Origin of the sequence: Georgenia sp. TF02-10 (assembly GCF_022759505.1) — a bacterium.
Taxonomy (GTDB): domain Bacteria; phylum Actinomycetota; class Actinomycetes; order Actinomycetales; family Actinomycetaceae; genus TF02-10.
In genome coordinates this window covers 2,152,379-2,171,260 of sequence record NZ_CP094289.1, presented here as the reverse complement: position 1 = coordinate 2,171,260, position 18,882 = coordinate 2,152,379, and the positions used below count along the sequence as shown (strand labels likewise).

17 protein-coding genes and 3 pseudogenes are annotated in these 18,882 nt (G+C 69.4%); 4 read left to right on the top strand and 16 right to left on the bottom strand.

Annotated elements, in window-relative coordinates:
- Window positions 1-25: 25 nt before the first annotated feature.
- Both MF406_RS09780 and MF406_RS09775 read right to left on the bottom strand, forming a co-directional pair.
- The gene (locus MF406_RS09780; RefSeq protein WP_242892570.1) at window positions 26-2,497 is read right to left on the bottom strand and encodes a cation-translocating P-type ATPase; all 2,472 of its coding nucleotides are present in this window, start codon (window positions 2,495-2,497) and stop codon (window positions 26-28) included.
- Window positions 2,498-2,564: 67 nt separating this feature from the next.
- Window positions 2,565-2,777: a hypothetical protein gene (locus MF406_RS09775; RefSeq protein ID WP_242892567.1), complete on the bottom strand. Its 213-nt coding sequence runs from the start codon at window positions 2,775-2,777 to the stop codon at window positions 2,565-2,567.
- Window positions 2,778-2,912: 135 nt separating this feature from the next.
- Here MF406_RS09775 and MF406_RS09770 point away from each other — a divergent pair, with 135 nt between their 5' ends.
- A complete protein-coding gene (locus tag MF406_RS09770; protein ID WP_242892566.1) occupies window positions 2,913-3,209 on the top strand; it encodes a hypothetical protein in 297 nt (98 codons plus the stop codon).
- Complete coding sequence (locus tag MF406_RS09765) at window positions 3,209-4,300, top strand: integrase core domain-containing protein (protein WP_242892526.1); 1,092 nt, start codon at window positions 3,209-3,211, stop codon at window positions 4,298-4,300. The genes MF406_RS09770 and MF406_RS09765 overlap by 1 nt, the downstream gene beginning before the upstream one ends.
- Before the next feature lie 55 nt (window positions 4,301-4,355).
- On the opposite strand, the gene MF406_RS09760 is transcribed toward MF406_RS09765, so the two are convergent.
- The 7 genes and pseudogenes from MF406_RS09760 to MF406_RS09730 all read right to left on the bottom strand — a co-directional run bounded on the left by MF406_RS09760 (window position 4,356) and on the right by MF406_RS09730 (window position 9,235).
- Window positions 4,356-5,186 (bottom strand): type II glyceraldehyde-3-phosphate dehydrogenase, encoded by an 831-nt coding sequence (locus MF406_RS09760; protein ID WP_242892524.1) that lies wholly within the window; start codon window positions 5,184-5,186, stop codon window positions 4,356-4,358.
- 53 nt (window positions 5,187-5,239) lie between these two features.
- Window positions 5,240-5,533 carry a DUF4193 domain-containing protein gene (locus tag MF406_RS09755; RefSeq protein WP_242892521.1) on the bottom strand — a complete coding sequence of 98 codons (294 nt, stop codon included), beginning with the start codon at window positions 5,531-5,533 and terminating at the stop codon, window positions 5,240-5,242.
- A 16-nt stretch (window positions 5,534-5,549) separates the two neighbouring features.
- Window positions 5,550-5,828 (bottom strand): metal-sensitive transcriptional regulator, encoded by a 279-nt coding sequence (locus tag MF406_RS09750; protein ID WP_242897755.1) that lies wholly within the window; start codon window positions 5,826-5,828, stop codon window positions 5,550-5,552.
- A gap of 63 nt (window positions 5,829-5,891) precedes the next feature.
- A complete protein-coding gene (locus tag MF406_RS09745) occupies window positions 5,892-8,267 on the bottom strand; it encodes a heavy metal translocating P-type ATPase (RefSeq protein ID WP_242892519.1) in 2,376 nt (791 codons plus the stop codon).
- A gap of 36 nt (window positions 8,268-8,303) precedes the next feature.
- Window positions 8,304-8,408 (bottom strand): annotated as a pseudogene (locus tag MF406_RS09740) (hypothetical protein); the annotation flags it as partial.
- Between the two features lie 227 nt (window positions 8,409-8,635).
- Window positions 8,636-8,926 (bottom strand): annotated as a pseudogene (locus MF406_RS09735) (cupredoxin domain-containing protein); the annotation flags it as partial.
- 60 nt (window positions 8,927-8,986) lie between these two features.
- Window positions 8,987-9,235, bottom strand: a complete 249-nt coding sequence (locus MF406_RS09730) for a heavy-metal-associated domain-containing protein (protein WP_242892516.1) — start codon at window positions 9,233-9,235, stop codon at window positions 8,987-8,989.
- A 343-nt stretch (window positions 9,236-9,578) separates the two neighbouring features.
- Here MF406_RS09730 and MF406_RS09725 point away from each other — a divergent pair, with 343 nt between their 5' ends.
- Window positions 9,579-10,349: a prolipoprotein diacylglyceryl transferase gene (locus MF406_RS09725; protein WP_242892514.1), complete on the top strand. Its 771-nt coding sequence runs from the start codon at window positions 9,579-9,581 to the stop codon at window positions 10,347-10,349.
- Between the two features lie 189 nt (window positions 10,350-10,538).
- Here the strand turns inward: MF406_RS09725 and MF406_RS09720 are convergent, their stop codons facing one another.
- The 5 genes from MF406_RS09720 to MF406_RS09700 all read right to left on the bottom strand — a co-directional run bounded on the left by MF406_RS09720 (window position 10,539) and on the right by MF406_RS09700 (window position 14,313).
- The gene (locus MF406_RS09720; RefSeq protein ID WP_242892511.1) at window positions 10,539-11,681 is read right to left on the bottom strand and encodes a cell wall metabolism sensor histidine kinase WalK; all 1,143 of its coding nucleotides are present in this window, start codon (window positions 11,679-11,681) and stop codon (window positions 10,539-10,541) included.
- Window positions 11,678-12,391 carry a response regulator transcription factor gene (locus tag MF406_RS09715; RefSeq protein WP_242892508.1) on the bottom strand — a complete coding sequence of 238 codons (714 nt, stop codon included), beginning with the start codon at window positions 12,389-12,391 and terminating at the stop codon, window positions 11,678-11,680. The genes MF406_RS09720 and MF406_RS09715 overlap by 4 nt, the downstream gene beginning before the upstream one ends.
- 156 nt (window positions 12,392-12,547) lie before the next feature.
- On the bottom strand, window positions 12,548-12,937 hold the full coding sequence (locus MF406_RS09710; protein WP_242892505.1) for a D-alanyl-D-alanine carboxypeptidase family protein: 390 nt from the start codon (window positions 12,935-12,937) through the stop codon (window positions 12,548-12,550).
- A gap of 999 nt (window positions 12,938-13,936) precedes the next feature.
- Window positions 13,937-14,173 (bottom strand): hypothetical protein, encoded by a 237-nt coding sequence (locus tag MF406_RS09705; protein ID WP_242892502.1) that lies wholly within the window; start codon window positions 14,171-14,173, stop codon window positions 13,937-13,939.
- Window positions 14,140-14,313, bottom strand: a complete 174-nt coding sequence (locus MF406_RS09700; protein ID WP_242892500.1) for a hypothetical protein — start codon at window positions 14,311-14,313, stop codon at window positions 14,140-14,142. Before MF406_RS09700 ends, MF406_RS09705 begins: the two co-directional genes overlap by 34 nt.
- A 1,290-nt stretch (window positions 14,314-15,603) precedes the next feature.
- On the opposite strand from MF406_RS09700, the gene MF406_RS09695 reads away from it, so the two are divergent.
- Window positions 15,604-16,035, top strand: a complete 432-nt coding sequence (locus tag MF406_RS09695) for a M23 family metallopeptidase (RefSeq protein ID WP_242892499.1) — start codon at window positions 15,604-15,606, stop codon at window positions 16,033-16,035.
- Between the two features lie 303 nt (window positions 16,036-16,338).
- Here MF406_RS09695 and MF406_RS18885 read toward each other — a convergent pair whose 3' ends face one another.
- Together MF406_RS18885 and istA are read right to left on the bottom strand one after the other, a co-directional pair.
- Entirely contained in the window at window positions 16,339-16,806 is a 468-nt protein-coding gene (locus tag MF406_RS18885; protein ID WP_305852948.1) for an ATP-binding protein, read from the bottom strand.
- Window positions 16,806-18,029: pseudogene (istA, locus tag MF406_RS09685) on the bottom strand (IS21 family transposase). The gene MF406_RS18885 and the pseudogene istA overlap by 1 nt, the downstream one beginning before the upstream one ends.
- Window positions 18,030-18,882: the final 853 nt, after the last annotated feature.

The following is an 18,882-nucleotide window of genomic DNA, read 5'->3' as shown; positions in this document are numbered from 1 at the left end:
GGCAGGGACGTCCACGCCAACCCCGTCAGCGGGTCCCGGCCGGGACCGGTGTGGTCGGCTCCGGGACCGCGCGCTGGGGCGCGCCCGGGGTTTGCTGGGCGGGCAGCCGGAGCCGCTTGAGCAGCAGGGCGTTGAGCGTGACGATGACCGTGGAACCTGACATTGTCAGGGCCGCGATCTCCGGGCGCAGCATCAGACCGAAGGCGGGGTAGAACACCCCCGCCGCGATGGGCAGTGCGATGGCGTTGTAGCCGATCGCCCAGGCCAGGTTCTGGCGCTCCTTGCGCACCGTGCCCCTGCCGATGCGCAGCGCGACGGAGACGTCCAACGGGTCGGAGCGCATCAGGACGATGTCCGCGGTCTCGATCGCCACGTCCGTCCCGGCCCCGATCGCGATGCCGATGTCTGCCTTGGCGAGGGCCGGGGCGTCGTTGACGCCGTCCCCGACCATCGCCACCGTCTTGCCGGCCTGCTGCAGCTCGGTGATCTTCTGGGCCTTGTCCCCGGGCAGGACCTCGGCGATGACCGTGTCGATGCCGAGCTGTTCGGCGATGCGCCGGGCGGTGGCCTCGTTGTCGCCGGTGAGCATGGCGACCTCGATCCCGGACTCGTGCAGGGCCGCGACGGCCGCGGCGGCCGTGTCCCGGGCCGCGTCGGCCAGCGCGATGACACCCACCGCGCGGCCGTCCACGGCGACCAGCACCGCGGTGCGCCCGGAGGCGGCCAGCTCGTCGCGCCGTTGGGCCAGGTCGCCGAGGTCGATGTTCTCCCTGGTCATGAGGCGTAGGTTGCCCGCCAGGACCCGGCGACCGTCCACCGTGGCCGTGGCGCCGTGCCCTGGAACGTTGAGGAACTCGCTCACGCTGAGCACCGGCACGCCGCGCGCAGCGGCATGGCTGTCGATGGCCCGGGCTAGTGGATGCTCAGACTCACGCTCGACGGCGGCGACCAGGGCCAGCATCTCCTCCTCGCTCATGCCGGCCGTGATGACGTCGGTGACCTCCGGTTCGCCCTTGGTCAGCGTGCCGGTCTTGTCCATCACCACCGTGTCGATCTTCGCCGTGCCCTCCAGGGCAGTGGCGTTCTTGAACAGCACGCCCCGCTGGGCGCCCAGCCCGGTGCCGACCATGATCGCCATCGGAGTTGCCAATCCCAGGGCGTCGGGGCAGGTGACGACCACCACGGTGATCGCGAACAGCATCGCCGTCGGCACCCCGGCGCCGGCGAGCATCCACACGGTGAACGTCAGGGTGCCGCCGATGAGGGCGACGAACACCAGCCAGAACGCAGCCCGGTCGGCCAGGCGCTGACCGGGGGCCTTGGAGTTCTGGGCCTCTTGGACCATCTTGACGATCTGCGCCAGCGCGGTGTCCGCCCCGACTTTCGTCGCCCGGGCCCGCAAGGTTCCGGTGGTGTTGATCGACGCGCCGATCACCTCCGCGCCGGGGGCCTTGGCCACCGGCATGGACTCCCCGGTGACCATCGACTCATCGACCTCGGACTCACCCTCCTCCACCACCGCGTCGGTCGGGATCTTCGACCCGGGCCGCACCAGCAGCAGGTCACCGACGACGACCTCGGCCGTCGGCACCTCCACCGGCTGGCCGTCGCGGATCACGACGGCTTGGGAGGGGGCCAGCTGCAGCAACGTGCGGACCGCGTCGTTCGCCCCACCTCGGGCCCGCATCTCCAGCCAGTGCCCCAGGAGCACGAAGGTGGTCAGCACGGTGACCGCCTCGTAGAAGACCTCCCCGCCGCCGGTGAGGGTGACGACCAGGCTGTAGAGCCACCCCGCGCCCACGGCGACCGCCACCAGGACCATCATGTCCAGCGTCTTGGCCCGCAGTGCCCGGTAGGCGCCGTCAAAGAAGATCCACGCCGAGTAGAAGACCACCGGCAGCGACAGGATCAGGGTGAAGACGTCGTCGCGCAGCCCGAACGCCAGCGGCGGGTCCAGCCCCAGGACATCACGTCCGAGCGGGGACCAGATCGTGATGGGGATGGCCAGGACCAGGGCGACCAGGAACCGGTTGCGCATGTCGCGGGCCATGTCCTCCATCGATCCGCCGCCGTGGTGCCCGCCGTGGCCCATCACCGCCTGCGCGGAGCGGTCCACCTCCTCATCGTCCCCGTGGCCCGCGTGCCCGGCGTGCGCCTCGTGCCCGACGTGGCTGCTGTGCTCGCCATGGCCCTCGTGGGCGTCGTGCCTGGCGTGCGCGTCGTGGGTGTCGGCGGGGGCCGCTTCGGCCATCGGGTGGCACACGTGGTCGGGCACGGACTGCCCGGTGCAGTGGTAGCCGCAGTCGTTGACCCAGCTCACCAGCTGGGCCACCGACGTCGTGTCCGGGTCGTAGGTGACGGTCGCGCTCTGGGAGGCGGCGCTGGCCTGGACGGCGAGCACCCCGGGGCGGCCCAGCAGCGTCTTCTCGATGACGGGCTCGGAGGTGGCCCAGTGCAGGCCACCGACCTCCAGGACCGTGGTGTGCGAGTTGGTCATGATCGCCTCTTTCCCGGCCGCACGGCCGTGTTGGGATGTGCTGGGTGGAGCCCGGCGCCGGCTGGTGTCAGTCGGCGGGGACGGGGACGGGGTGGGGGAGGAACTCGCGGCGCATCCCCAGGACCTCGTCGGTCAGCGCGATCGACGTGGCACCGTCGGCTGCGGTCTGTGTCAGTGCCCGGATCGCGTCGATGGTCTCGGGGATGACGATGGCCTCGTTGTTGACCTGGTAGGTCAGGTAGGCCTCGTCCCCCTCAACGGTCAGGACGTCTTCCCACACGGCGATGTGTTGAGTCAGCGTTCGTGTCCGGTTTGAGCCGGGGAATCAAGCAACATCGGTACGGTCTTCGTGACGCCTGTAGGAGGGTGCGCGATGAGTACGAACGGTGCCGCGAGGACGCGGCGGAGCAGGACGGTGCTGTCGCCGTCAGCGAAGTATGAGATCTGGCTGCAGCTGCTGCGGGGTGAGGCCACGATCGGTCAGGCGGCGACCTCGGCCGGGGTGGACCGCTCCACGATCATCCGGCTGCGGCAGGTGGCCAAGGACGGCGCGTTGGCAGCGCTGGCGGCCTCCAAGCCCGGCACGCCGGGCAAGTCGGTGCGTGATGTGGAGCTGGAGGAGGCCAACGCCGAGATCGCCCGACTCTCGGAGGCGGTCAAGGAACTGGCAGTGAAGCTGACCCTCCTGGAGGGAAAAGGGGGGCGGGTTTGATGCCCACCGCCCCCGTCCCAGTCCGGGTCGACGCCGGTACCAAGCAGGTGCTGCTGGACCTGGTCGAGCACGCCGAGGGCGAGGGCTGGCCCGCGGCCCGGGCGTGTGAGGTGCTCGGCCTGCAGGAGCGCCGGCTGCGTCGCTGGCGGCGCCGAGCGGACAGCGAGGCTGGTCTGGATGATGCTCGTCCCGGGGCTTCGGTCAACGCCCTGAGGCCGGTGGAGATCGAGGCGATCCTGGCGGCGTTCGAGACCTTCGGGGAGAGAGACTTCTCCCACCGGCGCCTGGCCCACCGCGGCTCCTATGAGGACCTGTTCTGGGCTTCCCCATCGACGGTGCGACGTGTGCTTACCGATCATGACCTGCGGTTTCGTCATCCACCGCGCCCTACGCGTGGGCAGCGGCGTCCGTTCCCGGACTGGGCCTCCTACCGGCCAAACTCGATCTGGATCTACGACACGACCCACTTCACCGCGGCCGGGATGGCGGTGCTGATCATCGAGGACCTGGTCTCGCGCAAGTGGCTCACGCACGTGGTCTCGGCCGAGGAGACCCACGTCCAGGTCCGGCTCGGCTTCGAGCAGGCTCTTGACGCCGAGGGCTTGCTCGACCTTGCGGTGCAGCGGGCCGAGGACCGAGGTCGGAACTTGGAGCTGGACGGGGAGGATGAGTTGACCCCGATCCTGCTGGCGGTCTCGGACAACGGCTCGCAGATGATCGCCGGGCACACCCGCAAGTTCATGGCCATGGTCGCCATCGCCCAGCACTTCGGCCGGCCCTCAACGCCGACCGACCAGGCCTGGATCGAGTCCCTCAACGGGACGGTGAAGACCGAGTGGCCCCACCTGCTGGCAATCACCGACCCCGCTGTCCTGCGCGCCGAGCTCGACGTCGTCCGCTCCGAGTACAACGGCTCGCGGCTGCACTCGGGCATCGGCTACGTCACCCCGCTGGACGAGCACGAGGGCCGCGGCGAAGCCATCCGTCGGGCCCGGCGCGAGGGGCTGGCCCGCGCTGCCCGCCAGCGCCTTGCCTACCACCGAGCACACCGGAAGAATCAACCCAACCCAGGAGACCCCGATGTGGTGTGATCCCACGGCCTAAAGCGGACAAAGACGCTGACACAGGTCAGCGACCTCCCACATGTCACCGCGGGGCCGGCCCAGGTCGCCCATGAGCTCGACGGTGGTGTTCAACGCGGTCAGGCCGTCGGCCATGCGGATGAACGCGATCCGGGGTGCGGCCCGCAGGGCGTCCAGGACCTCTTCCCGGCTGGCCGGGCGGGTCAGCTGCAGCGTCCAGAAGTGGTTGTGGGTGGGTCTGGGTGTGGGCGGCCTTGGCGGCCATGGTGACCACGTCCAGCTCCGGGCGCACGGTGCGGGCGTCGGGGCCCTGGTGGGAGGGGATGGAGCCCTCGGGGACCACGGTGTTCATGATCCCGCGCTGGTGGGACTGGGCCGGGTCGGTGGCCCGCCTGATCAGCACCCCACGCGCGCGGGCGAGCAGGCCGGCATCGTGCAGGGCGCCGAGCACGCGCACGATGCTGGTGGTGTTGCAGGAGACCACCCGGGTGGTGTCCCGGCCGAGCGCGGTGGCGTAGTTTGCCTGGGCGACGAAGGAGTGCCCGGTGGTGGCGTGGGACTCCCCGCCTTGGAACACGGCCTTGACCCCGGCCGCGCGGTAGACCTCCAGATTGGTGGCGGCGACCTTCTTGGGGGTGGTGTCCACCACGACATCGGCCTGGGCCAGCAGCTCAGCCAGGGTGCCGGCCACCGGCACGCCGGCCTGGACCATGGCGGCACCGGCCTCATCGGTGGCGGCAAAGACGGCGATGCCCCGCTCGGTCGCGGTACGCACGCGCCAGTCGGTGGTCACGTCCGCCACCCCCACCAGGTCCATGTCGGGCATGGCCCGCACCGCGTCGGCCACTCGTTTACCGATCACGCCATATCCGTTGATGGCTACCTGAACGTTCATCTCAGTTCTCCTTCGTGTCGTTGTTGTCATCAGTGCCCGCGATGGCCCCGTGGTCAGGACGCGCACTCGCTGCACACCGGCTGGCAGGCGTCGTGGTAGGCCAGCTGGCTGTGGTGGTGGACGAGGAAGCACCGGGCGCAGAGGAACTCGTCCTGCTGTCGTGGCACTACCGCCACGGTCAGCTCCTCACCGGACAGGTCCGCGCCGGGCAGCTCATACTGCTCGGCCAGCTCGGCCTCGTCGGTCTCCTCCGGGGGCGCCGGTGCTGCCGCGACTAGCGCGGCCAGCGGCGTCGTGTCGGGCGCCTCCTCCTCGCGGGGGCGTGGGGCGTCGTAGTCGATGGCCACGGGGTTTCCTCCTCCTTCAGCTGCGGACCAGGCGGGCGATGGCGTCGGAGGCTTCCTTGAGCTTGGCCTCCTGCTGGAGCTCGCCGGCTTGTGCGGCGTGGAGCAGGCAGTGGGCCATGTGCTCCTCGAGCAGCGCCAGGGCCACGCTCTGCAGTGCCCGGGAGGCGGCCGAGACCTGGGTGAGGATGTCGATGCAGTACTTGTCCTCCTCGACCATGCGGGCGATGCCGCGGACCTGGCCCTCGATGCGGCGCAGCCGGATGAGCAGGGCCCGTGTGTGCTGGTCGGTGGTCATCCTGATCGCCTCCGGGATCTCCGTGGGCACCAGCGTGGTGCCGGTGCCCACGGGGTGTGTGGGTTAGGGAGCCACCGAGGTGGCGTATCGGGCCGGGTCTGCGCGGAAGGTCTGCGCGCAGTGGGTGGAGCAGAAGTGGTAGGTCTGGCCCTCGTGCTCGGCGCTGTCGGCGGCCGATGCCGGGTCGATGCTCATCTGGCACACGGGGTCGGTGACCTTCTGAGACTGGGACATGGTGTTCTCCGTTCCTTGTTCGTCGTCGTGCCCGACCTCCACCACCGGGTCGGTGGCGGGGGCGTTGGTGACCTCGGGGATGGGCCGAGGGGTGAAGGCGCGCAGCCGGTTGGCGTTGGCGACCACGGACAGGGAGGACAGGGCCATCGCGGCCGCGGCGATCATCGGGCTGAGCATCAGGCCGAGCGCGGGGTAGAGCACCCCGGCGGCGATCGGGATCCCGATCGCGTTGTACATGAACGCGAAGACCAGGTTCTGCCGGATGTTGCGCATCGTGGCCCGGGACAGGTCCACCGCGGTGACCAGCCCGGACAGTGCCCCGGAGATCAAGGTGATGTCGGAGGACTCGATCGCCACGTCGGTGCCGGTGCCGATCGCCGAGCCGACGTCGGCTTGGGCCAGGGCCGGGGCGTCGTTGATGCCGTCACCGACCATGCCCACCACGCGGCCCTCGCCCTGCAGGCGCTTGACCTCCGCGGCCTTGTGCTCGGGCATGACCTCGGCCACCACCCGGGTGATGCCGACCTGGCGGGCGATGGCCGCGGCGGTGGCGCGGTTGTCCCCGGTCATCATCACCACGTCGATGCCACGCTTCTGCAAGGCGGCGATGGCGGCCACCGACCCGTCCTTGAGTGTGTCGGCCACGCCGATCACCCCGGCGAAGCGCCCGTCGACGACGGCGAACATCGGGGTCTTGCCGTCCGCTGCCAGCCGGTCCGCGGCGTCGGTCTGCGGCTGCACCCCGACACTGCCCAGCAGGCGCCGGTTACCGACGAGGACCTCCCGGCCCTCGACCAGGGCACGCACGCCCTGCCCGGTGACCGAGTCGAACGCGGTCACTTCGGGAAGTTGCAGGCCGCGGTCCTCGGCGCCGGCGACGATGGCGCTGGCCAGCGGGTGCTCGGAGGAGCGCTCCACGGCCGCGACGAGGCTGAGCAGCTCGATGTCGGTGAAGCCCTCGGCGGGCAGCACGTCGGTCAGGGCCGGGGCCCCCTTGGTGATCGTGCCGGTCTTGTCCAGCACCACCGTGTCGAGCTTGTGCGCGGTCTCCAGTGCCTCGGCCGACCGGATGAGGATGCCGGCGGTAGCTCCCTTGCCGGTGCCCACGGTGATGGACAGCGGTGTGGCCAGCCCCAGCGCGCAGGGGCAGGCGATGATGAGCACGGAGACAGCGGCGACCAGCGCGAAGATGAGTGCCGGTGGGGGACCCACGAGGGCCCAGACCACGAACGCCCAGATCGCGATGACGATCACCGCGGGCACGAAGTAGCTGGAGACCTTGTCCACCATGCGCTGGATCGGGGCCTTGGACCCCTGCGCCTGGCGCACGAGGGTGATGATCTGGGCCAGCATCGTGTCCGCACCGACCTTGGTGGCGGTGTACCGGAAGGAACCGGTCTGGTTGATGGTGGCGCCGATGACCTCATCGCCGGGGGACTTCGTCACCGGGATCGGCTCCCCGGTGACCATCGACTCATCCACCGTGGAGGTGCCCTCCACCACCTGCCCGTCCACCGGCAGCTTCTCCCCGGGACGGACCACGACCACGTCACCGGCGCCGACCTCGTCGATGGGGATCTCCAGCTCCTGCCCGGCGCGCACCACCCGGGCGGTGCGCGGCTGCAGACCGATCAAGGTCCGGATCGCTTCACCGGTGCCGGCCTTGGCCTTGGTCTCCAACAGCCGGCCCAGCAGGATGAGGGTGATGATGACCCCGACGGCCTCGTAGTAGACCTGCCGGGTCTCCACGGGGAGCAGCCCGGGGGCGAACGTGACGACCAGGCTGTAGCCGTAGGCGGCGATCGTGCCGAGGGTGATCAGGGAGTTCATGTCCGCGGTGCGGTGGGACAGGGCCAGCCACCCGGTCTTGTGGATGGGCCAGCCGGTGTAGAACATCACCGGGGTGATCAGTGCCAGCTGCACCCAGGGGTTCATCAGGAAGTCCGGGACCCACGCAGCGGAGAAGAACTCCACCGCCATCACCGCCAGCACCACCGGCAGGCTCAACGCGGCCCCCAGCAGCACCCGCCGGCGCAGGTTGGTGATCTCTGCGGCCCGCTCCCGCTCCTCGGCGTCCTCCTCCGGTGCCACCGGCGGTGAAACCGTCACCGGTGGCGGGGAGTCCTGACCGGTGGAACCGGTGTGCGTGCCCGTGTCGGTGCCGGGCGGGTCACCGACCTCGAGGGCGCCGTGCAGCATCCCCATCCCGCAGGTGAACTCATACCGTCCTTCGGGAAGGGCCGCAACGTCCAGGACAGTGCTGCCGAAGGCCGGCACGGCCACGTCCACGTCGAGGGCCGGGATGGTGAATCGCTCAGAGCACGCCCCGTTCTCCTGCCGGACCAGGACCAGCTGTGCCGGTACACCGGGGGCAGCCGCAGGACCTGGGGATGGTAGCCGCCGCGGATCCTCACCTCGGCGACCTGCACACCGTCCACCAGCTCCCCGTGCCCGAGCTCGCTTGCCGGCGCACCGTGGTGGTCATGGGCGGCGGGCCGCTCGGCCACGGCAACCGCCGTGCCTACGCCGGCGGCTTCAGTCCCCGGCTCACCGACGACCCGCACCCTGCCCTGGAGCATGTTCATCGCGCACGCGAAGCCGTACTCCCCGGCGGAGGTGGGGGTGAACTCCACCGCGGTGACGGTGTTGGCCGGCAGGCTCTGGTTGATCTTGAAGTCGGGGAACATCACCCGGGAGGAGCAGTCCCCGCTTTCTTGCCGGTCGAACAGCAACCGCACCGGCATCCCGGCTTGGACCTCGATGAGGTCGGGGCTGTAGCCGCCCCTGACGGTGACCGTCACTTCCTGCACGCCGTCGGCGACGTCGGCGCGGCGGGACTTCTTCGGGCCGAAGAAGTACCACATCAAGAACGCGGTCAGCACGACACCGCCGGCTATCACTGACCAGTCAAGCACACTCATGACTCACACCTCCGTAGATGCTGCTGACTCGGCAGCCGGGGCGGACAGGGAGAACCCGGCGTCCTCGACCGCGGCACGGACGACCTGCGGCGGGAGGGCGGGGCTGGCGGTGAGCGCCAGACGCGACTCGCCATCCCTGACCAGATCGAGCGCGACGGTCCGCAAACCGGCCAGGTGGCGCACCCGCTCCAGCAGCCGAGCCAGGCACACCTCGCAGGTCAGCCCCCACACCCGATACACCTTTGTCTTCACAGTCCGCTCCTTCTATACCCCTGCTGGGTATGGGTACTACCCAACCACCGGGTTGTGTCCGTTCCACCGGAGGGATGATGAAGAATCCATGAAGACCGTGGTGCGCGGCTGGGGACGTGGGGGAACGGTGCACCAGGCCACGGCCAGATCCCCCTGTTGAGGTCTCTCCCAGCGAAGGGCTTCTGGGCGACTCCTGCTATCGGACGCGTGCGGTCACTGCCTTAAGCAAACCTTCATCCAACGGCGCACGCCTTCTTCGTGAACTTTGGTCATCGTGGTGTGAAAGACGCCGCCGGCTGACCTGGCGATGCGTCCCGCGAGGATTGGGGAGAGCGTGCGTCCGGTGTTGTTCACGATCCTGGGGATCGATGTTCAAAGTTACGGAGTGAGCAAGGCGGCCGCTGCCCTGGTTGCTGCGTGGCTGCTGGGTCGTGCCTTCGAACGGCGGGGCCTGAAGAAGGACTCCGCCCACGCGCTGGTGCTGTGGGCCACGGTCTGGGGGTTCGTCGGCGCGAAGGTCTACTACCTGCTCGAGCAGTACCCCGCCATCACCATGCACGACCTGGGCGGGATGGGCTTCACCTGGTACGGAGGCCTGGTGGGGGGCGTCATTGCGGCCCTGGTCGTCATCCGGCGCCACCAGCTGCCGGTCGACGTCGTCGCTGGGGCAGTCGCCGTACCCCTGACGGTGGCCTACGGCATCGGCCGCCTGGGCTGCTTCGTCAGTGGTGATGGAACCTACGGGCGTCCCACCGACCTGCCGTGGGGGATGGCCTTCCCCTCGGGCGTGGTCGCCACCGATGTGCCCGTCCATCCCACCCCGCTGTATGAAGCGATCCTCGCAGCGGTTATCGCCGCAGTCCTGGTGGTACTTGTCCGGCGGTGGGCGCCATTGGCCGTCTTCGGGGCGTATCTGGGCCTGTCAGGCCTGTCGCGTTTCCTGGTGGAGTTCCTGCGGATCAACGATCCGGTGGTCCTTGGCCTGACCCAACCCCAGCTGTGGGCGCTGCTCAGCATCGCCGTCGGCGTCGTCCTGATCGTTCGCAGCGGCACTCAACAACGCTCTGCAGATCACGTGGCCCTCGAGCCGGGCGTGCCTGAACCCGTCAGGTGATCGCCTCGGGAAAGGGAGGACTCGTCATGGACATCGACGTTTGGATACTGCTTCTCACGATCTGCCTAGTCTTCATTACCCTTGGCGTGTGGGCCATCAGGGCTCTCTTCCCCGGCGTCGAGGCACGGGACGAGACTCGATCGGCCCACGAGCTGGTAGAGCAGACAGCTGCCAAGGAAGACCACGCCGTCAGGCTGAGCGGGGCTGCGGCCGGTGCCCCGCGTCGACGGGCAGCTCGACGGTGAAGACAGCGCCGTGGCCTGGGCCGGCGCTGGCCACGGTCACAGTGCCGCCGTGGGCGAGGACGATGGAGTGGACGATGGCGAGCCCGATCCCTGACCCGCCATGGGCGCGGTCCCGGGCCGCGTCGGCGCGGTAGAAGCGCTCGAAGAGGTGCGGCAGGTGCTCGGCAGCGATCCCGCTGCCGCTGTCGCGCACCGACAGGCGCAGCGTGGACCCGGTGCGCTGTGCGCCGAGCTGCACCCGGCCGCCGTGGGGGGTGTGTCGCACGGCGTTGTCCAGCAGGTTGGTCAGCACCTGCCCGAGCCGGTCGGGGTCGGCCGTGAGCACCGTCTGGCGGGCCTCCTCGGTGGCCTCGACCCTCAGCTCGACGCCCTCGTCGGTGAACATGGCGGCGGCCTGCGCGGCGGCGTCCTCGATCAGCGCACCGACCTTGAGGGGCTGCCAGTGCATGCTCAGGCGTCCTTCTCCGGCGGCGGTGACCAGGGTGATGTCCTGGGCGAGGCGGGCCAGGCGCGCGGCCTGCTCGCGGAGCATCCCCAGGGTTGGTTCGTCGGCCGCTACGACACCGTCGAGGATGCCCTCGAGGTAGCCGTCGAGCGTGGCGACCGGGGTGCGCATCTCGTGGGCGAGGTCGCCGAGCATCCGGGTGCGGGTCTGTTCGATCTCACCGAGGTCGGCGGCCATGGTGTTGAACGCGCCGGCGAGGTCGTCGAACTCGGTGCCCATGTGGATCTCGGGGACGCGGGCGGCGTAGTCACCGCTGGCGACCTGGGCGGCGGCCTGCCGCACCCGCTCGAGTGACCTGGCGATGCGCCGAGTGAGGAAGACGCTCACGACGACCGAGGTGAGGAGGGCGGCGAGCAGCGCCAGGGACAGCGAGAGTGTCCAGGCCGTGGTGAAGGCCTCCTCGGCGTGGGTGATGACCGAGGAGTCGGAGGGCTGGGCCATGAGCATGTGGTCGTGGAAGATCTCCGGGCCGATGGCCGAGGCGACCGCCCACGCGGTGCCAGCCGCGACGAGGATGACGGCGACGATCGCCGCGAGAAGCCGGGCGCCGAGGCCCCACCGGCGGCGCGGTGCGGGACTCACTGCCCGGCGCCCATCCGATACCCCACGCCGCGCACTGTCCTGACGAACTTGGGCGCGGAGGCGTCGTCACCGAGTTTGCGCCGCAGGTGCGCGATGTGGACGTCGACGAGGTGCTCATCACCCACCCAGCCCGGTCCCCACACCGTCTCGATGAGCTGACGGCGGGAGAAGGCCATGTTGGGGCGGGACGCCAGGGCCGCGAGGACGTCGAACTCGGTGCGGGTCAGCGCCACGGGCTCCCCGTCGACGAACGCCTCGCGGCCCAAGAGGTCGATGCTCAAGGGCCCGAACGACGCGCCGGCGCCGTGCGGCCCGGTGTCCTGGCGTGGGCGGCGCAGCATGGCCCGCACCCGGGCGACGAGCTCGCGTGGGCTGAAGGGCTTGGTGACGTAGTCATCGGCGCCGACCGAGAGCCCGATGAGCTTGTCGACCTCCTCCACGCGGGCGGTGAGCATGATGATGTAGCAGTCGGAGAACGTGCGCACGGTGCGGCAGACCTCGATGCCGTCGGCGCCGGGGAGCCCGAGGTCGAGGACGATCACGCCCGGGTGCCACTGCCGGGCCCGGGCGATCGCGTCGCTGCCGTCCCCGGTGACCTGAACCTCGAAGCCGTGCCGTTCCAGGTAGCCGGCGACCAGTCGGGCCAGTGGGGCTTCGTCATCGACGACGAGCACGCGGGGCAGGTTCACATCAGTAGGGGCCGAAGTCATGTCCCTCATTCTCACAGCCGGCGTGGCCATCGGTACCAGGCTCGCGGCACAAGCGCCTGCCAGGGCAGCTACTCGACGCGCGAGTTGCCCTGGACACCAGACGCGACAGGGCGTGAGCATCACGGCTGCTCTCGCGCCCGGGTGCATGTCCCAGCGTCAGGAGGGTTGGAACGCCCAGTGCCAGGGCTCGCGCGGGGTGTCCTCGACGAACCCGAACCGTGCGGCGTTTGTGCGCATCCATGCCTGCGCTGATGCGTCCAGGTCCAGGTCCACGGCCATTCCCCAGCCGTGCTGGCTAGTGCCCGGCTTGGCGCCCAGGCCGCCCTGCGAGTACAGGCCCTTGCGCCGCACGACGTCGACCTGCACGTCGTAGGAGCGGTAGGAGTCGGTGACGCCGATGGCTACGCCCTCGGCCGCAGCTGCCGACAGGAGCCTCTCGAACGACTGGGCGGCGGGCGCCCAGAGTCGGTGGCCGGTGGCGCCCACCGGTTCGAGAGCCTCACGGGGGATGCGGCCGTTGCCGTAGGCCGCGAGATCGACCGGCACGCCGTCAGCGTTGACCTGGAACCGAGACCCTCCAAGGTTGGAGGTGCCGGCAGCCGAAGTCGGGGCAGTGTCGGCGACGGCGCTGGCAAGGACCTCGGAGAATGCCGTGCCAGAGCCTGCGCCTGGCCGTACGCGCGGGACCGAGATCAGGCTGAGGGTCGCCTCGATCTGTGCCATGCGCTGAGAGATGGCGAGGATCCCGTCCATCGATGCTCCGTTCGTCGCCTACTGCTTCTATCGACGTCAATCACGTTTTCATTAGCGAAAGCCAGCCTCCAATCGCACTGCCCGGGGGCAGGTAACGCCGCTATTACGCCGTTACCGTGGTGGATGACCTGGTGATGGGAGCCGGATACCGCTCCGAGAGCAAGGCAGCCGGCGCGCTGGGGTTATGCAGCGTTGAGCTGCGCGCCGAAGGCGGCCATCGCGTGGTCCAGCGCGGGGTCGTGGCCGGGTCGAGCGCGAAGAGGTGCCCACCGAGCCGCTGAAAACCGAGGGACTACCACGCGGGAGCCAGGGCCTGCGCGGCTGCCTCCCAGAAGTCGTCCGCACGTCCCCATCCCCGAACTGCTACCGCAGCTCGAACGGCGAGAGGCGTGGAGCGCGACGAGCGCCACACTCCCGCCGAGCTGACGCCCACGGGTGTTCGCGGCCGTTGGCTACGGCCTGATCGCGGACCGCGGTGATGTAGTCCTCCACGCTCATGCCGATGGCGTCAGCGTCGGGCCTGCAGGGCGACTCGGGCGGCCCGGAAGTCCTAGAGAAACGCGGTGGTGGCCCGCTCGGCGAAATAGACGGTGCGCCCGATGGTGTCGAAGCGCGGCCGCGCCGGTCGGGCAGCTCCGCAGGGAGCGGTCCGACGTGCTCGTTGACGCGCACGGCCAGGATCTCGCCCGAGCGGGTGTAACGCTCCTGGGCGACGCGACACCCGTCCTGTCCGGCGTGCGGAACGAGATAGAGCCCCGGTGCGGGGACAAACCCGGGCACGTGGAGCGGTGCTCACGCCGCCGGGGAGCCGTCGATGAAGGCCAAGGCGGCGCCGATGACCTCGGCGCTCTTGAGGTCGCGCACCGCGGAAACGGGGGTCGTCTCCCCGAGGCGCGGGTTGGCGCCTACCAGCCAGGTCAGGGCGACGTCAGGCCCTTCCGCCTGCGCCATAAGGTGCCAGACGCGGTAGCCCAGTCGCAGCTGGTTGACGGTCTTCAGACGCGGCTCGGGGCCGTCGGGGCGGGCCACCTGGCGGGCTGGCCCCGGTCTTTGGTGCCGGTCATCGCCTGCACGACCGAGGTGCCCACGTTCTCGTTGAGTATCCGCACCAGGTCGTGGATGTCGAGCCTGGTGGCGTCGGCGTGCGTGGCAACCACATTGGATTTCATGCCGAAACTACGCGCGAAGCGACCTAAAAACCACTGCGAATCTGTCCACAAACCCGGGAAAGTCGCAAGCCTGATGGCTGCTCATCCCGCGCTTCAAGGGCCAGCCAGGCGGTCCCGACGAGCCATCGGTGGGTTACAGCTGGCGACCGCCGCGGCTGGGGGCACCGCGGGTGGGCGGGTGGTCCCGCCGACGTTAACGGCCCTGCTGCTGTCGCCGGGGAGAGCCTCTCGCGAGCTTGGGCGAGGCGCTCCGCAGAAGCGAGCTCGGGTTCATGCTTATGCTCCGACGCCGTGACGAGGACTCGCCCGTCACGTGTGGCGGCCCGCATCGTGGTTAGCGCCGCGCCTGCGGCGCTGTAATCGTCCCCCTGAGACCTTCCTCCACCTGTGGCCCAAGAGGGTCGGTGGTGGTGATGGACCAGCGGTCCCGGTAGCGGGCGACGACTCGCGCATCCAGCGCCCGCCACCGTGTGTGACGCTCGTTTTCGGTTCCTGTCGCGTGGCTCCTTCGTCTCGGTGGCGAGAATCAGTTGCGGTGTCACCAGGTTTGCGGCGTGGGCGGACTACGACACCGAAGTGAAGGTTCAATGAAGAGATCGGGAGGTTGTCACTTCGGGCGCTGAACCGAACGTAACGTGGTGCTCAGACTGAACCGCCCGTGAGATCTTGCCCGGCCTTCTGCGGCCGTGCTGTGTCCGCAGAAGGAGCTTCTTGAGCGTGCCTCACATGCCAGCGCAGGGACTGCGTCCTACTCGTCGTGAGTTGCGCCAGGCGAGCCAGCAGGTGACTGGAGGGGCGGCAGGCGCCGCAGTGGCGGTCGAGCATCCGCGCAGGCGGGACCTGCACCGCGGTTCCGACACGAGTCGTGCGCAGGCCGTGAGGTCCGAGCCGCCACAGCGAGTACGCAGGAAGGACCTGCGTACTCGTCGCCGGCCCGTTCGGCGGCGCGGTGCGCTGACGTCACTTGCCTCGGCTTTGGGTGCTGTGGCATTCGTGGCTGCTCCAGTGAGCGTGTCATCCCCCCAGGCCGAGGTGGTCATCCCCGATGCCGTCGTTGTGCCTGCGGAGATAAGTGCCCTGGATGCTCTTCACGGTGCAGCGGACCGTTTCGCGCTGGAGTCGGCCAGTGCTACTTCGGCAATACTCGATCGGCCCGCCGAGCGAGAGATGGCGGCGGCGGTCCGAGCCTCGCGCGCCGCAGAGCGGTCACTCCTAGCGGCAGACGGCAGCCCCACCGCCAATGGCATGGCCGCGGCGCTAGTGCCTGCACGCCAACGGGTTGTCATGCCGTTGGCCGAAGGCAATTACCGGATCACCTCGAGGTATGGCGCGCGGCAGAACCCGTTCGGCGGGGGCGCGCAGTTCCATTACGGCGTCGACCTGGCAGCGCCCCTGGGTACCCCTATCCACGCCGTCGCCGACGGCGTCGTGACCTATGTCGGGCAGGGACGCGCGGGCCGGTCGAGCATGCTCATCATCATCGAGCACGAGATCGAGGATCAGATGGTGTACACCTGGTACAACCACATGTACGCCTCTGGCCTCTACGTCGAGCCCGGGCAAGCCGTCGAAGCGGGCCAGGTGATCGCGGGGGTGGGTAACAACGGGAACTCCACCGGCCCGCACCTGCATCTTGAGGTCCACACCGACGACCAGCTCTCCACGGTGAACCCCCTCACCTGGCTCCAGGAACAGGGAGCCGTCGACGTCGGCCAGCTGTAACAGGTAAGCCGTCTGCCCCGCGATCTATCCGGACCTGCCGCGGTGACGTGGACGCTCACCGACACAGTGGTCTACGCGTTGTCCGTCGCTATGGCGTTAACCTTGGTACGGGGCCGACGGTGATTGACCCACGCGGCGATGTTGGTCCTCATGTTCGGTGCGATCATTGGCATCGGTGCTGTGCAGGTCTCGACCGGTTCTGTCGTTTGGTACTGACGCGATGGCGAACGGATTCTTCAGACCGTTCCAGATGCCGACGCTGTGCCCCGGTCGAGGATCGTCTACCGGAGCCGTTGGCGAAGATCAACGAGCGGAATCCGTGCGACCAGCGTCCCGGCGACCTCGCCCGCAACTCGATGCTGTCGCGCTTCCACTCGACCCGGGCAGTGACCGCGATAGGCACGCCACGGGCACTTGGACGCGGCTACGCGGGATCTCGAACCAAGGACCCGCTGCCAGTGGCCACGGTCCGCGTCCCAGGCGAGCGCCTCCGGTGTCAGCAGGCAGCCTGCGCCTCGGCGGTGACAACGAGGGGCGGCCTCCAGGACCTCCAAGTGGGAGGTGGTGGGCCAGGTGGGTCTTGCCGGTACCCGGCGGGCCGAGCAGGATCACGTTCTCCTTGGCTAGGACGAAGTCCAGGGCGCCCAGGTGGGCGATGGTCTCGCGTTTGAGGCCGCGGGCGTGGTCGTAGTCGAAGTCCTCCAGGGACTTGCGGGCCGGGAAGCGGGCGGCGCGGATGCGTCCCTCCCCGGTGCTGGGGGCGGTGCCCATCAGCCGGCCTCCTCATCGACCAGGCCCAGGGCGCCGTCGTAGTCGCTCAGTGCTCGGATCTCGACGACCTCACCGGTGGCCGCGTCGGGGAGTAGGGCCAGCAGGTCGGCCCGTCCGCGGCGGCAGCCGCTTCGCGGCCACGAGGTGCTTGTAGTCGGTGGTTGTCTGGTGGCGGGCCCAGAGGCGTTCGTGGTCGGCCACGATCGCTCCCTCGCAGGTGGCCCAGATGCGGTCCAGGTTGGCGTGGATGTAGGTCCGTCGCCCGATCGCCGAGGGGTGCACCGAGTAGTCGTTGGCGTCCAGACGGATGTAGTGATCGCGCGGCAGCCGCGTCGAGTGATGCCATCCGACCTGCGGAGGAACCGGTGGCAGCGGGAGCATCGCGGCCAGGTCGGCGGCCAGCCGGTCGGCCGGGGCGCTGCTTAGCACCCGCATCTGCCGTCGGTTGGCCCGGGCGAAGAACCCGGTCAGCTGGGCTTTGAAGTCCGCCGGGGAGCTGAACCTGCGCCCGGGCAGGAAGGGCCGCTCGAGGTAGTCGTGCAGGCGCTCGACTATGTCCTTGCCTCCGGGTCGGCCGGTTTGCAGATCACCACCTTGGCGCCCAGTACCCCGCGGAAGGCCTGATAGTCGGCAGTGAGTTCGGGTTGGCGCGGTGCGCCAGCGTCCCACCGCGCCCTCTCCGTCTCAGACCAGCGCGCGTGGGACCGCTCCCAGCTGCTGCAGCAGGAGGTCCTGGGCGTCGGGCGAGGGGATCAGCATCCCGGCTGCCCAGCGGGAGTAGCCGCAGACCATGGTCATGACCGGCAGCCGCTTGGCCTCGCGATGCTGGCCATAGCCGACCGGGATGGTCACCGGCGGGAACCAGAAGTCGAACTGTGCCAGCTCCGCGGCCGCATAGGCCGTGCGCGAGGCCGGGTCGGGCGGCAGGTGGGCCGGGCGCAGCTCGCGCACCCGGTCGCTGAAAACCGTCATGCCCCGCTGCCAGCCCACCCGCTCGGCGATCGCCGTCGCCGGCATCCGCGGATAGGCCCGCAACAGATCCCGGATCGCCGGCTCGAACAGGTCGACCGCCGAGCCGGTCGGTCTTCGTTCGTACTTCGGTGTGCGGTCGACGACAGCGCCGAGCGCACGGTGTTCCTTGAGATCCCCAGCATCCTGGCGATCGCCATGATCGGTATCCCCTCTGCCCGGTGCAGCCGACGGATCTCAGCCCAGTCCTCCACTGACTACACCCCGCATCCCCCTGTCTCGAGACGGACTGGCTCAACTCGAGCATCACGGATCTCGCCGATCTCCGAGAGCTGGTCGCCGCTATCCCCGAGCCGCACCTGGGTGCCACCCCCGGTCGGCAAAGCGGTCGGGAACGTTCGCAACAACGGCCCGCAGCTCATCGAACCGATCGACGACTAGAGCTGAGCTCCCCGCGCGTGAGCGCTTCTGCTCTCCGGTCTTCTCCCTTCTCCGATAGCCGCCCCCCTTCGCGTGCCACCGCCCCTTGCCGGGGGTGCGGCGTAGGCGCATCACACAGTGACGCGAAACACCCTTGACTGGGGGCGGCGGGACGAGACCCTCAGCCGTCGGGGGAAGGGAACGCTGTATCTTTCGACGCTTCAGACCCTCTGGTCGGCGGTCGTCGGCTCGGCGTCGCCGGTCCTTGGTCTGTTGCTCTCAGTGGTCGGCTGAGAGGTGGTGCCATTCGTCTTGCCCGTTGTGCTGGCGCGGCGACGTGCGCGTGCGGCGCGCTTCAGTAGCGCCCCGAGCGAAGCTGCGACCTGTCCGCCGTGCGAACGAGTGGTTCCACGCGAAATTCCACGCGAGCGCCGATTCCGCGAGTGTTCCACGGGCCTCTGGCCCACCGTTGACGACGAGTGCGAACTGGCGGCGACCGCCCGGGCGGAGCTCCGGACGAGGTCAAGATTGTTGATATGCTGCGGTTCGGCAGGTCAGCCACGCAGGAATCGGCTGACGGACCAGAGGATTCCGCGGAGCGCCAAGTACTGCGAACCCCTCCGAGAAGGTCGGGGGTTGGAAAACCGGCGGGAGTCAGGTGAGGAGAGCTGCGAGCTCCCTGCCGCG